Annotated in this window: 10 protein-coding genes; 6 read left to right on the forward strand and 4 right to left on the reverse strand. The window is 45.3% G+C overall.

Going from position 1 to position 15,495, the window contains the following annotated elements; all coding sequences use genetic code 11:
* Positions 1 to 4: 4 nt before the first annotated feature.
* Positions 5 to 274, reverse strand: a complete 270-nt coding sequence (locus AC5JL3_RS17485) for a hypothetical protein (protein WP_496075694.1) — start codon at positions 272 to 274, stop codon at positions 5 to 7.
* The gene (locus AC5JL3_RS17490) at positions 267 to 1,322 is read right to left on the reverse strand and encodes a ParM/StbA family protein (RefSeq protein WP_496075695.1); all 1,056 of its coding nucleotides are present in this window, start codon (positions 1,320 to 1,322) and stop codon (positions 267 to 269) included. Before AC5JL3_RS17490 ends, AC5JL3_RS17485 begins: the two co-directional genes overlap by 8 nt.
* Positions 1,323 to 1,554: 232 nt before the next feature.
* On the opposite strand from AC5JL3_RS17490, the gene AC5JL3_RS17495 reads away from it, so the two are divergent.
* Positions 1,555 to 1,773 carry a RepB family protein gene (locus AC5JL3_RS17495; RefSeq protein ID WP_496075696.1) on the forward strand — a complete coding sequence of 73 codons (219 nt, stop codon included), beginning with the start codon at positions 1,555 to 1,557 and terminating at the stop codon, positions 1,771 to 1,773.
* 289 nt (positions 1,774 to 2,062) lie between these two features.
* Complete coding sequence (locus tag AC5JL3_RS17500; protein ID WP_496075697.1) at positions 2,063 to 3,922, forward strand: hypothetical protein; 1,860 nt, start codon at positions 2,063 to 2,065, stop codon at positions 3,920 to 3,922.
* 458 nt (positions 3,923 to 4,380) lie between these two features.
* Here AC5JL3_RS17500 and AC5JL3_RS17505 read toward each other — a convergent pair whose 3' ends face one another.
* Both AC5JL3_RS17505 and AC5JL3_RS17510 read right to left on the reverse strand, forming a co-directional pair.
* Complete coding sequence (locus AC5JL3_RS17505) at positions 4,381 to 5,769, reverse strand: hypothetical protein (RefSeq protein WP_496075698.1); 1,389 nt, start codon at positions 5,767 to 5,769, stop codon at positions 4,381 to 4,383.
* 46 nt (positions 5,770 to 5,815) lie between these two features.
* A complete protein-coding gene (locus tag AC5JL3_RS17510) occupies positions 5,816 to 7,270 on the reverse strand; it encodes a recombinase family protein (protein ID WP_496075699.1) in 1,455 nt (484 codons plus the stop codon).
* Positions 7,271 to 8,742: 1,472 nt separating this feature from the next.
* On the opposite strand from AC5JL3_RS17510, the gene AC5JL3_RS17515 reads away from it, so the two are divergent.
* From AC5JL3_RS17515 to AC5JL3_RS17530, 4 genes are all read left to right on the forward strand, one after another.
* Positions 8,743 to 8,922 carry a hypothetical protein gene (locus AC5JL3_RS17515; protein ID WP_496075700.1) on the forward strand — a complete coding sequence of 60 codons (180 nt, stop codon included), beginning with the start codon at positions 8,743 to 8,745 and terminating at the stop codon, positions 8,920 to 8,922.
* Positions 8,923 to 9,023: 101 nt separating this feature from the next.
* Complete coding sequence (locus AC5JL3_RS17520; protein WP_496075701.1) at positions 9,024 to 11,864, forward strand: ATP-binding protein; 2,841 nt, start codon at positions 9,024 to 9,026, stop codon at positions 11,862 to 11,864.
* Positions 11,865 to 11,866: 2 nt separating this feature from the next.
* Positions 11,867 to 14,053, forward strand: a complete 2,187-nt coding sequence (locus tag AC5JL3_RS17525; RefSeq protein ID WP_496075702.1) for a PAS domain S-box protein — start codon at positions 11,867 to 11,869, stop codon at positions 14,051 to 14,053.
* 110 nt (positions 14,054 to 14,163) lie between these two features.
* Complete coding sequence (locus tag AC5JL3_RS17530) at positions 14,164 to 15,378, forward strand: hybrid sensor histidine kinase/response regulator (protein ID WP_496075703.1); 1,215 nt, start codon at positions 14,164 to 14,166, stop codon at positions 15,376 to 15,378.
* Positions 15,379 to 15,495 lie beyond the last annotated feature (117 nt).

Consider the following 15,495-nt stretch of genomic DNA (forward strand, 5'->3'; position numbering starts at 1 on the left):
TCCTTTAGAAACTGCTAATACCTGGTTGCCGCTGTACGGCTCGGCGAGGTGCTTCAATAGAATGAATCTGTTTTGTTTGCACTAATGCAGGCATGGCTACAGGTGGTGGTGGAGCAACCGGGGTTGCCTTCAGAGCGCTAACCAAGTGGTCGCCATAGTTGATGAGGAAGATAGAAAATAATTGGCTGAATGTTTTGATTCCCGTCGCCTCAAGGATTCTTTCTGCCTTAGGTCTATCGTCAGCATCCAGCACAATTCGAGTTTGATTAGCCATTGAATCCTCCTGATATGTGAGCCATTGCAATGATGTTGAAAAGTTGAGGTTCAGGCGCAATCCAAAAACAATCACCAGATGCCTCACAGATCGGTGCGGCTAGGTTCGCGGAACCACCAACTATCAAGACTTCACCCAGATTGGGGAGATACTTAGCCCACTTTGAGCGGATTTCGGCACGGGCGGATTCAACCCACTTTTCACACACGTCTTGGTAGATTGCAGAAAAATCGAGTTTGGCTGTGCCATAGAGACAATCACCACGAGCGATCGCATCCATGATGTCTGCCAGCGCTGGTGAATAGTTCAGTCCCAATGTCGCTTGCACTTCGGTCGCCACCTGCTGTGCTAGTTCCTTAGTTCCTGGCAGGATGATTTCTGCATCCTGAACCATCGTTTCAGAGGGTAAGTAGATTCTGGCAATTGAGGTTCCTCCACCAATGTCCCAGACGGCATTAGGATTGTCAGGAAATGCAAACATTCCCTGCTGTTGGGCATAGAGAAATGCTGGTTCAGTCTCATTGAGGGGTTCAACAATAGCAATCGTGTAGCAGATGTGCTTCCCATTGCGCTTGAATTCCCGTGCGTTTGGGTAGTTTTCCAGCCTACGAAGTGCTTCAACATCAGAGTCGTTTGTGTCGCTCGGAAGTGCGATCGCAAATTTGGCAATGTGGACGTAATCGAATCCTGGATTAGGCTCAATACCAACTAGGGCAATGATTTCAGCTAATTCGCACTTGTTGTGCTGAAAGACGGGTTCACCGTCAAGTTCCTGTGCCTGTCGCCCAATGACGTAACGCTTGTCATCAACCTCAATCAGAACTGTTTGAGGGTCTGGTTTGATGCGCTTCCACTGTGTCTCAGTAACTTCCTTAACGCAGCTAGGAATCATTCGGACTTCATTCTCAGGGTCAACCCACTTGATGAAACGATTCCCACCATCAAAGGCTACACATGGACGTAACTGGGACATCTGCGGATAGCTCTGTACGTTGGGAGATGGATAGATGTATCCGTTAAGCGTCTCCAAGTGTTCTTCAGTTTTCATGGTTCAAAATGGCTAGATGCCTTGTGTTTGCTGGCATTGAAGGCGCTTTAGGCAGGGCTTGCAACCCTTTAATACTGGTATCCGCTTGATTGCGTTTTGCGCTTACCCCTGTTCCTTTTGCGTCTATGTCTGTCAGCTTAGGCTATACTGTCAGTACTGTCAACACTGTCAGTCGGCATAAAAAGACTTAAGTGAGACAATTGGCGTTATGACTCAAACTGTCATAACGTTAATGACTGAAGAAAAAGAAAAAATAGTGGCGCTAAGAGCGTTTGTACCTGAATCGCTCCGAAATGATTTCAAGTCCGTCTGCGCCAAAGAAGGGAAAAACATGAGCGATGTATTGACCGAATTTATTGAGAGCTATGTAAAAGAACGCTCCCCCGCCTCTGGTAATACCGGGGGCAAAAGCAGGGGGAAGAAAGGAGGTAAAGAAGGGAATTCTCCGTGATACTGTTGAGGTTACGAGTTTGGGCATCCTAAAAGAGCCAAACGCTTTGTAACTCTTCACAGTTACGAGCCAATTCAGGTGCGAACAATAGTTTAAGTAGCGATCGCCCCTGTAGAAGAAGAACGTGTCTAACCGTTAGACACGTAGACACAAAAATTTAGCCAGCGCTCTATTACTTTTTGCGGAGTGTTGAGCGCTGGCTACATAACCACCCCAGAGGGGAGTCACAGACAGAAGTACTGTTGCTTCAAGTCTATCACTCTTCCTCTGGATCGCCAATGAGGAAGTCATGACCGCATCCCTAGCCGAAAAACCACGTAGCCCAATTTCCTTACTAAGAAGGGAACACAAAGATTTATTAGACAAACTGGCATTAAATTCACGCACACAAGTTAGGTGCTGTGCCGTAGCGATGATTAGCTATCTCAAGCACTGGCACGAATGGAAAGAATTAAGGTACCCGACCCGCTGGGTTTACCAGCCGCTCAGAGATATCCGGGAAGACCTGATGGGAGCTTACACCCTCCACGTCATAAGAGCTGCACTTGACTTATTGGAGAAGCTGGGCTTCCTCTCTATTCGGAAAAACGCTCGCCAAGAGAACCGACGCAATGGGCAGGACAAGACTCATCAATATCTGCTCCATGTCGATCGCGTTGAAGAAGCCCTGGAGAAACTCTATTCTCCCAAAAAGGCTAAAACTCGCAAAAACTCCCCAGTTGATAAGCCTGAAACGTCGGGGATCAATAGTGGGACACCAAGTATCAATTCTAAAACCTCACGTTTCACTGTTGAAACACATACACAGATTCCTTCCTCTGATTCCTGCACAGATTCCTGCTCTCTCAAACAAGAGCGAGAAGAAATAAACTCTGTGCCAGAGCTGGAAGACCCTTGGGAAGCTGAAGATGAAGTAGAACAGGGTTCAACCACTTCGTTCGATGACACACCAGAGATATTGCAAGAACAAGAAGTTAAGAGTGAAGAACAATTTTCCGCTGTGCCTGTGTTGAAATGTGACGAAGTATCACAAACTGCTGTAAATACAGCAACGTGTGTTGAAGTGGTTCAAACCGATGTAAAGCCACTACCTAAGCTGAAAGGCGATAGCGAAGCGCTACACAGCCGTGCAGAGCGCACTTCTGGCTTTCAGTCCCAGGCAGAGCGTGAGGACTTTTACCAAGCACTCTTGATACTAGGGAAGACGAAGGGAGAGGTACTTTCACCAGTCGGTTGGGCTAGTGCCATTGTGAAGGGCATCAATGCTGGCGAACCATGTGAGTACCTCAATGAATATCGTCGCAGTGAGTTGTTAGGTCGCTGTGAACAGCAGGAGTGGGAGGTTGCACCAGGACAACCGTTTGAGCAGTTTGTGACCTATCTGAAGACCAGAAGCAAAAAGACGGGGATGACCGATGAGGAAGCGATCGCTTCCTCATACCAGCAACTCAAGAATGTTAATTTGGCGCGAGCGCAGTGGGAATCCTTCAAGCGCACCATCAACCGATGTGCTGAGGATTGGGAAAAGCAGAAGCAGCTCGGTGTCTCCAGCGCTTATGTACCGCCAGAACTCCTGCCCGACCGCAAGGTAAGTTTGGAGGAGGCAGCAAGTGCGATGGCATCTTTGCAAGCTGGCTGTATCCAATTGCAAGTGCCAGGTCTAGCGGAATCTGCCAAGCTGAACTCTGCTACAGCCGAGCTAGAGCCAGCGAAGGAATTGGTCACTGAATCTGCGGTCACAGAATCCGAACCAGTTACCACGGCCGATGCCGATGTTGATGACCTGGAGCCTGCTAAGGAATTAGCCAGTGAACCTGCCGTTACAGAACCACAGCCAGAATCAACGGACGAACCAACCGCACCGCCGCTGCCATTGTCTGACCTACAGCAGCAACTTGACGGTGGCAAGTTGGCGGCATCGTTGGCTCGACGTGTGATTGAAGCGAATCCAGAATGGTACGTCATGGACGAGGAATTAAACCTGGTTCTGCCAGCGGGAGAAGAGATACCCTCCCTGGAACATCTGCGCTCGCTTCTAACTAATGCCGAAACTCGTGCCGTGACCGCTAAGAAAATCCAGCGACTAATTGAGGGGAATCCGCAATGGGGATTTTACTTTGATGAATTCGGAGAGCTGTGGGGATTTTAGCCTCAGTCAACATACCCAAATTTCCTGACTAAGGCTACCCTACCACCCTCTTAATTTCTTGATTTGGTGTCTAACGGCTAGACACTGAAGTGAGGATGGTTAGCTATCGGACTTTTAGCCTAAGTCGCCTAATCACTCAAAGACGACCTGCCTCATCAAAAAGCGATCGCATAAGTTGGATGGGGGAAAAGGTGTTGAAACGCTAACTAAGCTTGTGTGCATCAATGCACTAAATGCACTTTTCGTTTCAGCCTCCTTGCAGGGATTAGTTTGGCGGAAATCGATTTTGACCAATTTATGCACCAAGTGCATAAATTGGTTTGAGCCTCGTTGTGGGGATTAGTTTGGCACAAACTAGTTTTGACCAATGAGAGAAGCGATCGCATCAGGAGCGTTACACTGGATGACCATCCACCATTCCTGGCAATGGCACAGCTCAAATCGCTGCATTGAGCTGGCTAGAGTTGTTCATCAGTGGGTAGGAGTCCTGGAATCTCCAGTTGAAGAGCCACCGGCTCGATTTCACGCCGAAGATTGTCAGGATTGTCCCAGTGACCTTGTGGTTTCCGATCATAGGACAGCTCTAAATTCAATCGATTAGCAACTTCTAGCACTCCACCATGTAGTCCAAGGGCGTTAGCAAGAGACCCTTTCCCGGCTTCTTCCAGTTCCCTTTTAGTGGGCATGACACCAGGAGTACCCTGTTGCTCAATGAAAGCTTTAAGTTCGGCTTCAACATTAGCCAAGTCGTACCAATAACGATGCCGTTTTTTAACGTAATCCAACCCCATCCGTTCAGCAACCGACTGGTAGCCACCGTGATGCATTGAGATGGCTTTCATCAAGTCACCCCGCCCCAACTGCTTGAGTTCAACAGCTTTTGGCATGACACCGATTTGACCCCTCAAAACGTTGAGTTCTAAAATTTCCTGCTCCAGATTCTCAAAGTTTTTCCAATACCCGTCTGGCTTTCTTGGAGAGGACTTTTGAGCAACTTCGTTCGACAAAGAAGGCGACTCGTAAGCAGGAGGAACCTGAGACGGATTCCCTCTAGTCCAAGCTTCTTTTCTCACCCACGACCCGATGGTGGCTCTAGGGATAGAAGTAAGGGTTTCAATTTCTCTGGGTGACTGACCTTGTTCATATAGTGCTTGACAAGTCTTTTTTTCGGCTTTTGAAAAACGTTTTTGACCTCGGCTGATACCGGCTTTCCAAAGCCAGGTTCTGATCGTGATCGTGGGAATCCCAGTCAGTTTATGAATTTCATCGGAAGTATGACCTTCTAAATAAAGATTGAAACAATTCTGTTGAGTTTCATCAGAGTATTTACGCTTTCTCGATATCCCAGCTTGCATAGCCCAATCTGTGACGGTGTCCCCTGGCACTCCCGTTTCATTCTCAATTTCGCGAGGGCTGCATCGCTGAGCATACATTTCCAGACACCGTTGTTTGATGTGCTCAGGATATTCAGCCGAACGAGAAGACAGTCCGACTTCTCGCAACCAGCCTCTGAGGGTGCGGCGGCTGGGAACTCCAACCAGCCTTTGAATTTGTTCAACTGAGTAACCCTGCCGATACATCTCCCAACATTGTTCCTTGACCTCTAGAGAATAGGGGTCAGAGGGAGAGGGTGGTGGAATCTCAGCAAAGACCTTTTCGGGTGAGGAATGAAGCTTTTGCTGAGTGAGTTTTCCTAAATGCTTATAGTAGGGACAATTGGCACACTCAATTCGCTCACCAGGGGAGGGACAATTACAAGCGGGATTCCAGGCTTGTCGAACTTGGGCTTCAGCCTCCTCAAATCGAAGAGCCGCTTTATTAAAACGCAAGAGAGTTAATTTGGACATGAGCTTTCACCTCAATTACTAATAGATTTATGCCTGAGCATCTTTCTTAAACCTTCAACAGAACCTCAGTTACCTCTCCATCTAAAAGGACGACTCTCTCCAAAAGCTGGTTGTAGAATATTTCTCTCTCCTCTTGGGTTAAGCTGTACCAAAAATTGATTTTTTTAGCGGAAGGATGACAGAGCATTTGAGTGGCGATATTATCAGTCTGACTCCGCTCTATTTCAATTTCTTTAAAAAGTTTTGTCTTGGCATCTTTCAGTACCGGATTAAAATCAGAGCCAGGAATTTGGTCAAGAGCTTCGTATTGCCTTTCGAGTTCAACTAATTTTGAGGATTTCATCGCCTCTTGGGGAAGTTGATGAATTTCCCGAACTCGTTGGACTAATTTGTTAATAATGGCTTCCTCAATCTTGATAATCCTGACGCATTTTCTGTTACGGCAAACTGTTGCGGAATGCTGACAGCCATAATAGGCGTGGCCCCCTCCCGCCCGTTTTAATCCACACTTGGATTTACACGTCTGACAGAAAATATGTCCAGTTAAGAAAAAAGTGGCATCGAGTTGTCCAAACTGTTTCCTATTAGCAGCAAGAATCGCTTGGATTTCCTTAGCCTCTTCTTCACTTATGAGGCAATGATCTGGATGAGTATTCCTGCGAATATCCCATTCATCAGGAGTTTTAACACCTCCATTTTTTTTGAACTTTTGATAGGCAGTATGACCCTGAAAGACTGGGTTTTGTAGCCACTGTTGGATTCCTCTCCGGGAAGTTGGGAAGTTCTTTAATGCCGGGAAGGTTAAGTCCTGATTTTTTTGCAAGTCATAGTTGTCCTGAAGATACCTTAGAAGCTTAGTCGGCTTTCTCACTTGCAGAAAATAATCGAAAAATTCACGGGCTATTTTCGCTCGACTTAGCCAAATGAGTTGCTCGGAATCATCAGGTTCATCAGCAAGAGCGAGATAGTTATTGGGTCGATGAATGAGTAAACAGTAGAGAAGAGGTAAATGGTCAAGCTCATATTTCTCATCAACAATAATGCAGCCCCAAGGAGGTCTTATCCAAGCGACTTCTCGACTCCTGCGGTATTCAAAGCCTTTGTTAATCCGCTCTCGCAACATTCGACTTTCATGAACGGCAAAAAGAACTTGTAGGTCTGAGTTCAATTCTCCAGACGCTGTTGTTAGGTCAACTTCTCCTTGGTCGAGTAACTGGAGTTTGACTCCAGAATCTCGAAAGATTTTTTTGATTTCTTCGTAAAGTTGAGCATTCCGAGATATTCGATCCCAACGGGTAGCATAAACGGCTGATACTTCCCGTCGAATAACTAAGTCTAGAACTTTTTCCAGTTGCTCTCTGTCTAAGTTACGACCTGATTCAATGTCACAATAGAGCCTTTCAGCTCCAGCCTTTAAGAGGCGGTGTTTTTGCTGGTCTAAAGCCTGAGTTTCTGCCTGTTCTTCCGTTGAGACACGAACATATCCAATGATAGGTTTCATAATTCTATTTCCTCAATACTGATATTATTGTAAATATTTTTGTGGAACCTTGACTGAACTCAGGTTCCCACAAACATTAGTAAAGTATAAGAAGTAGGAAAAATAGCTCTACAACTTAAAACTATTGATTTACAAAGGCTACAGGTTGATAAGTCTTACGAAAAGTTAGTGCAAATCAGCTAATCAACGACTTAACACAGCCTCATCTGCCGCTTCCTATGAGCTGGGTGGTAAGCAAATTGCCAGAGAGCCTGAAGGCTAGGTAAAATTCTTCCCAAATAAATACAGATTGATAATCGGTTTCAAAATATTTGAAAAATTCTCTAACTAAGATGCGCTTATTGAGAGAATGAAAAATTCATTCAGTCATATTTATAGCAATGTTTTAGGAAAGTCTTCTGTAACAAAGCAAAAATATAGCCCTAACTACTTGCTATAGTTAGGGCTACATTTTTGTGTCAACTAATACTTAATTTTTGAATTAGTTTCTTAGAATATTAACTCTATTTTCTCTAAATAGTAAGACTTATTATTAAAAAATTGTGGTTAGACAAGTATTTGATAAAGAGCAGTTACTCAAGGTTGGAGAACCGACTATTCCTAACCTTTGATTAATCTCACATCTTGGCAGTGCTAGGGTATCTGCTGTTCAAACAGATGTCACGTCTTGTACTCATTGACCAGTTCTTCCATCGGGACACACGCCCAACGCGCTGAACGAAATGGTGGTTCAACAAAGGATGCTTATCTCAGCCTAAACATTAGCTGCACCAACTTACTTAACTTTTCAGGTAGAAGCCAAGAGAACACCAGAAGAACCTGCCGGTTTTGTTTTGTATCAAAGTAACGTAAAGAAGATTGTGTTCTAATCGGTGATAGTCAGCTTATCGACTTATCAATCACTCGCAACAACTAGGGGTCGTTCTCAATAAAAGCCAATTTTTTACGTTCTCTCTTTCATAAATTTTAGGAATTAGCTCAAAGGACGATATAGCGTCATTACAGCTTAGTTTCTACTTCCGTGACTGAGGCTTATCGGTATTACACACCGTAAATTGGTGTGCGATTGATAAGCTTGGCTGAACTGTGACAGTATTTGGCGATCACCTCGAAACTGTCACACCAAATTAAGTTCAGGCTTGGATGGAATCTTGAAGGAGAAGATTGTACTCTCTCACCGCTCGCGTTTGATAAATCAGAACCGCGAACGCCAAAAAAATAAGAGAGTCACGTTGTGCGGCTCTCTAAATCATCAGGGTGCATCTACTAACCTAATTATTACCTTTAGGCACGAGGGGTGTCACCCCCTATTCATGAAGACTTGATGAAGTGTGAACAGGCACTTGCCCTCTGCCTTATGGCTAGTTTTTTTGGCTGAATCACTTTAAAGTTTCAAAACTTGTGAGGATACCTATCTAAAGTTAGATGCGTTAATATACTTAAGTGTGAGTAATGAATTTGGTCAACCGCCGATGCCTGACACCAAAACACTTAATGAAGAATGGCTTCACCGCATCAAACTGCTGTTCCAGCGCAGTGTCACTGAAGCGGATGTCACCAAGTCAAAAAGCTTGTGGTATCAAGCTTGCTCCTCAGAATCAATTCGATTGGAGTGGCTAGAAGAGACACGGAAGGCTGCACAGCTTTTTTAGGATTGTTTGAGAATTAATGCAAGTATCTGTGCCACAACTCCACGAGAGCATCGCCTGAATGAGTTAGACAAGATAAAAGATGCTTGTCTTGCTTTGACCTCATGCCAGAAATTTTTCAAACCCTTTTAAGTGCAGTCGGGTTCATTCCTCACGGACACTGCTATCTGTGGAAGCCAGGGTTAGTTTGGCTCCATGTCGTAAGTGATTCTCTGATTGCACTAGCCTATTATTCAATTCCATTGATGCTGGTCTATTTCGTCCGCTCTAGGCGAGACGTGCCCTTTGACTGGATTTTTCTGTTGTTTGGCACGTTCATAGTTGCCTGTGGCACGACTCATCTGATGGAAGTATGGACACTCTGGCACCCTACCTACTGGCTATCTGGGTTCATTAAAGCGATTACTGCCTTTGCCTCTGTTGCGACAGCGGTGCTACTAGCACCATTGATTCCTTTAGCACTAGCTCTCCCAAGCCCGGCACAACTGGAGGCGACAGCCCTTTCACTAAAAAACGAAATCAGTGAGCGAAAGAAAGCCGAGGAATCGCTACAACGAGTGAATGAACAGCTAGAATCGAGAGTCGCACAACGAACTGCCTCCTTAGCTTTAACCAACTCCTCCCTGCAAGCGGAAATTAGCGAGCGCTTCCGGGCCGAGTCGGCCCTACGCAGGAGTGAAGAGCGTCTGCGTCTCGTGTTGCAGAATATGCCCGTGATGCTGGATGCCCTCGATATTGAAGGAAACGTAATTATCTGGAATCAAGAATGCTCGCGGGTAACAGGATATTCGGCAGTGGAGATTATTGGCAACCCGAAAGCGATGGAATTAGTGTATCCCAATGCTACCTATCGTCAGCAGATGATAGCCCAATGGGCAGAGCAGGGCAATCGCTACCGCAATTGGGAATGGGACCTTACCTGTAAAGATGGCAGTATCAAAACAATCGCTTGGTCGAATCTCTCAGAGGAGTTTCCGATTCCCGGCTGGGCATCTTGGGGGATTGGTATTGATGTCACTGACCGCAAACAGGCTGAAGAGGCGTTGCGGCAAGCCAATCAGGAACTAGAAAACCGGGTAGCTCAACGCACAGAAGCCTTGAAGGAGAGCGAACACGCCCTTGTCGAAGCCCAACACCTCGCCAATTTGGGAAATTGGTCGTTTGATGTCCTTACTCAGGAGGTGAATTGGTCTGATGAAACCTTCCGAATTTTCGGACTTGACCCCACCCAACCCGCACTAACCTACGAGCAGCATTTAGAGATAATCCATCCAGACGACTTAGAAGTGTTCCAGCGTAACGCTGAACTAGCCATCACTCAAGGCAGAGCCTACGAGCAGGAAATTCGGATTTTTCGACCGGATCGCTCCCTGCGGTATACCTTGGGCAGGGGACGGGCTGTGTTCAATGAACAGGGGCAAGTGGTTAAGCTGTTTGGCACCGTGCAGGACATTAGCGATCGCAAACTTGCAGAGGTTGCCCTACAACAGGCGAAAGTTGCCGCCGAAGCAGCCAACCAAGCCAAAAGCATCTTCTTGGCGAATATGAGCCACGAACTGCGTACCCCCCTCAACGCGATTCTGGGCTTTTCCCAATTGATGAATCGTGATACTAACCTGAGTCCCGAACAACAAGAGAATCTCAGCCTGATCACACGCAGTGGGGAACACCTGCTTACCTTAATCAACCAAGTCTTAGATTTAGCCAAAATTGAGGCAGGACGCACTACCCTCAACGAAACGGCATTCGACTTAATTCGCCTACTTGACGACTTGGAAGATATGTTCCAACTTAAGGCGCAGGAGAAGGGATTGCACTTGATTTGCGATCGCTGTGATGACGTTCCCCAATACGTGCGTGCCGATGAAGTCAAATTGCGTCAAGTCTTGATCAACCTGCTTTCTAACGCGATTAAGTTTACGATTGAAGGCGGTGTCTCGTTGCGGGTGGCTAGTCATAAGCTCAATGGAGTCAGTACTGTGTCGTCACAAGCACAACAACCGACAAGCGAGCGAGGACAACTGACACTTTACTTTGAAATTGAAGACACGGGTCCCGGCATTGCCCCTGATGAGTTAGATAAACTTTTTCAAGCCTTTGTGCAAACCCAAACGGGTTCTGAATCACAGCAAGGCACTGGCTTAGGGCTAATTATTAGTCGGCAGTTCGTCAAACTGATGGGCGGCGAAATAACGGTCAGCAGCACACTGGGGCGTGGTACCATCTTCAAGTTTGATATTCAGCTCGGCGTAGCGGATGCTACCGCCATAAAATCCAAGCCACCGACGCGCCGAGTCATTGCTCTACAACCCAATCAACCCAGCTATCGCCTCCTGATTGTGGACGATAGATGGGATAACCGCAAACTGCTGCTCAAACTGCTCAATCCCCTTGGCTTTGAAATCAAAGAAGCAACCAACGGCATTGAAGCGATTGAACTTTGGTCGAGTTGGGAACCGCACTTAATCTTTATGGATATGCGGATGCCAGTGATGGATGGCTACGAGGCAACCCAACGAATTAAAGCCACAACCCAAGGTCAAGCTACAGCAATTGTTGCCCTGAGCGCCAGTAACTTCGAGGAAGCACGAACTGTTGTCTTTTCTGTCGGTTGTGACGACTTTATCCACAAGCCTTTTCGAGAGGCAGACATTTTTGATGCCCTGCACAAACATATCGGAGTGCGCTACGTTTACGATGAACCCCCAATAGAACCCAAGTCAGCCCCAACCCAAGCTCTGACTCCAGAGGCGATAGCGGCATTACCTGCCGATTTGTTGGCATCCTTACAAAAAGCCGCAATTGAGGGCGATTTAGATTTAATACTTGCCGAAATTGAACAAATCCGCTCTCAAAATGACGCTTTAGCCAACGCTCTAGCTTCTTTAGCTAAAAAGTTTGAGTTTAAGCAACTACTAACCCTAATCCAACCCAAAATGAATTAGAGATGAGCCAAGAGCCATATACCCCATCAAAAGAGAGTATTTTAATTGTTGATGATACTCCAGCTAATTTGCAACTTTTAGCCCAATTGTTATCGGAGCAAGGCTATAAAGTCCGGATGGCACAGGATGGAACAATGGCTCTCATGTCTATCCAGTCATCTCCACCTGACCTGATTTTGTTGGACATCATGATGCCGGAAGTTAACGGCTATGAAGTCTGCTCTCAATTGAAAGCTTCGTCTTCAACTAAGGATATTCCGATTATCTTCATTAGTGCTTTGAATGAAGTGTTTGATAAGGTAAAAGCGTTTGAAGTAGGCGGGGTGGACTACATCACTAAACCTTTTCAAGTGCAAGAGGTTTTGGCTCGTGTCAAACATCAGTTACACATCCGTAGGCTTTCTCAGCAACTAAGCGAGCGAAATGCACAACTGGAGACGGCAAACCTGGCACTGAAAGACGAAATCCAGGAGCGCCAGCAGGTCGAAGAGTTGCTGCGCTCTACGCTTGAGTCTCTAGAAATTAAAGTTCAGGAACGGACAGCCGAATTAACTAAAATTAACCAATCCCTACACACTGAAATCGCTGAGCGAGAACAAGCAGAATCAGAACTTAGAAAATCCCTCAAAGACTTATCAGACCTCAAATTTGCTTTAGATGCAGCAGCGATTGTAGCCATTACTGATGCGTCGGGAATCATTACTTATGTGAACGATAATTTTTGCCAACTTTCTCAATATTCAAGAGAAGAACTAATTGGGCAAACTCATCGCCTTATTAATTCTGGATATCATTCCCAAGAATTCTTTAAAGACCTTTGGGTAACAATTATGGCTGGTAAAGTTTGGGAAGGAGAAGTCAAAAACCGAGCCAAGGATGGAACGTATTACTGGGTTAATACTGTTATTGTTCCGTTTCTGGATGACCAAGGCAAACTGTTCCAATATTTAGCCATCCGATTCGACATCACCGCCCGCAAACAGGTGGAGTCAATGCTTCAACTAACACAATTTTCTGTACAACAGGCATCCGATTCGATTTTTTGGATTGACTCAGATGCCAAAATCTTAGGTGTTAATAAGGCAGCTTGCCACTTGTTAGGCTATTCGGAAGAAGAATTGCTGTCTCTGAGCGTACACGATATCGATCCAGACTATCAAGCTGATATTTGGCAAGCTCACTGGCAGGAACTTAAAGAACACGGCAGCCTGACCTTTGAGTCTCGCCACAAGAGCAAGGATGGAACGATAACACCCACTGAAGTCAATGTAAACTTTTTAGAGTTTGAGGGTAAGGAATACAATTTCGGTTTTGCACGCGACATCACTGAGCGCAAACTCACCCAACTCAAGCTGTTTCATACCGAAAAAATGTCCAGCCTCGGACAACTGATTGCCAGCGTCGCTCACGAAATCAACAACCCTGTTAACTTCATCGGAGCCAACCTCAGCCATGTAGATAACTACACACAGGATTTACTCGCTTTAATCAGCCTTTATCAGCAGGGCTATGTCCACAGTTCTTCTGAAATCCAAGACAAGATAGAAGAGATTGACCTGGATTTTTTAATAGAGGATTTGCCCAAAATTTTGTCCTCGATGAAGATGGGAACTGAGCGCATTTATGAGATTGTGCTGACATTGCGGAATTTCTCCCGACTTGATGACGCGCAAATGAAACCCGTCAATATTCATGAGGGCATCGATAGCACTTTATTGATTTTGCGCGATCGCTTGAAAGAAAGACCCGAGCATCCAGCTATTTCTATTATTAAGGAATACGGTTCCCTGCCTTTAGCCGAATGTTATGCTGGGCAGCTAAATCAGGTGTTTATGAACATCTTGAGTAATGCGATTGATGCCCTGCGTCATCCCGACCAAAATGATTCAACAGAAGGGATTGAAAACCCCATTCCTACTATTACAATCCACACAGAAGTTAAGGACAGTAATTGGGTAAAAATCAGTATTCAAGATAATGGAAGGGGGATGACTGAATCTGTGTTGGCACGACTGTTTGACCCCTTTTTTACAACTAAAGAAGTGGGGAAGGGGACAGGGTTGGGATTATCCATTAGCTATCAAATCATCGTCGAAAAGCACGGTGGAAAGCTGCAATGCACCTCTGCGCCTGGGCAAGGGGCAAAGTTTCTTATTGAGATTCCCATCAGGCAAAGAACTCAGTCTTAACTGGATAGAGTACTCTCTTGATTCAAGGGCAACTTCACAGTAAACGTTATACCTTCTTCAAAAACACTTTAAGCAACTATTAGGCTAATCCAACCACAACCCAATTAAATATGATTCAAGAGCCATATACCCCATCAAAAGAGAGTATTTTAATTGTTGATGATACTCCAGCTAATTTGCAACTTTTAGCCCAATTGTTATCGGAGCAAGGCTATAAAGTCCGGATGGCACAGGATGGAACAATGGCTCTCATGTCTATCCAGTCATCTCCACCTGACCTGATTTTGTTGGACATCATGATGCCAGAAGTTAACGGCTATGAAGTCTGTTGTAAATTGAAAGCTTCGTCTTTAACTAAGAACATTCCGATTATCTTCATTAGTGCCTTGAATGAAGTGTTTGATAAAGTAAAAGCGTTTGAAGTAGGTGGGGTGGACTACATCACCAAACCTTTTCAAGCGCCAGAGGTTTTGGCTCGTGTCGAGCATCAATTGCATATCCGTAGGTTGACTCAGCAATTAAGCGAGCAAAATGCTCTCCTGCAACAGGAAGTTCATCGGCGCGAGATGGCAGAAGCCGAAGTTCGTCAATCACTCTCTAAGGAACAAGAACTCAACCAACTCAAATCCTACTTTGTCTCTATGGTGTCTCACGAGTTTCGCAATCCCCTAACGGCAATCTTAGGTTTTGCTGAATTCATGAGAGATTTCAGTCAACAATTATCTGAAGAGAAAAAACAGGAGTACCTTTGCCAAATTCAAGAATCGGCTCGACGGATGACTGCACTGTTAAATGATGTGCTGAGTCTTGGGCAGGCAGAAGCGGGGAAACTAGAATTCAACCCTGAATCGTTAGATGTTGAAGAATTCTGTGAGGATTTAGTGGAAGAAATAAAACGGGTTAATAGTGCCCAGCCTACAATTATATTTTCCAGCCAAACTCAATTGACTTTGGCTTGCCTGGATAAAAACTTGCTGCGGCAAATTCTGACGAATTTGCTCTCAAATGCAATTAAGTATTCACCAGAAGGTAGCACCGTCAAGTTTAACTTAGTTTGTCAGGATGAATTGGCAATCTTCCACATTAAAGATGAGGGAATTGGGATTTCTCCAGAAGACCAACAACGACTGTTTGAATCATTCCATCGAGGGAAAAATGTTGGCAAAATCTCTGGGACGGGATTAGGGTTAACCATTGTCAAAAAAGCTGTGGATTTACACGGGGGTCAGATTGCCGTGAACAGTGAGATTGGGGTGGGAACAACCTTTAGCGTTGCAATTCCCTTAAATCACCCAAGCCAATCTGATGAAAAAGAGTCAGATTAACTGCCATAAGAAAAACCGGGTTTTTTGACGTATGAGATTAGTGACTTCAGTAACACTAACTAGTCACCTAGTCATTTAATTAGTCATTGTCAAATTGTTAGGCTGTGCCATAAACCT

Source organism: Symplocastrum torsivum, assembly GCF_059505465.1.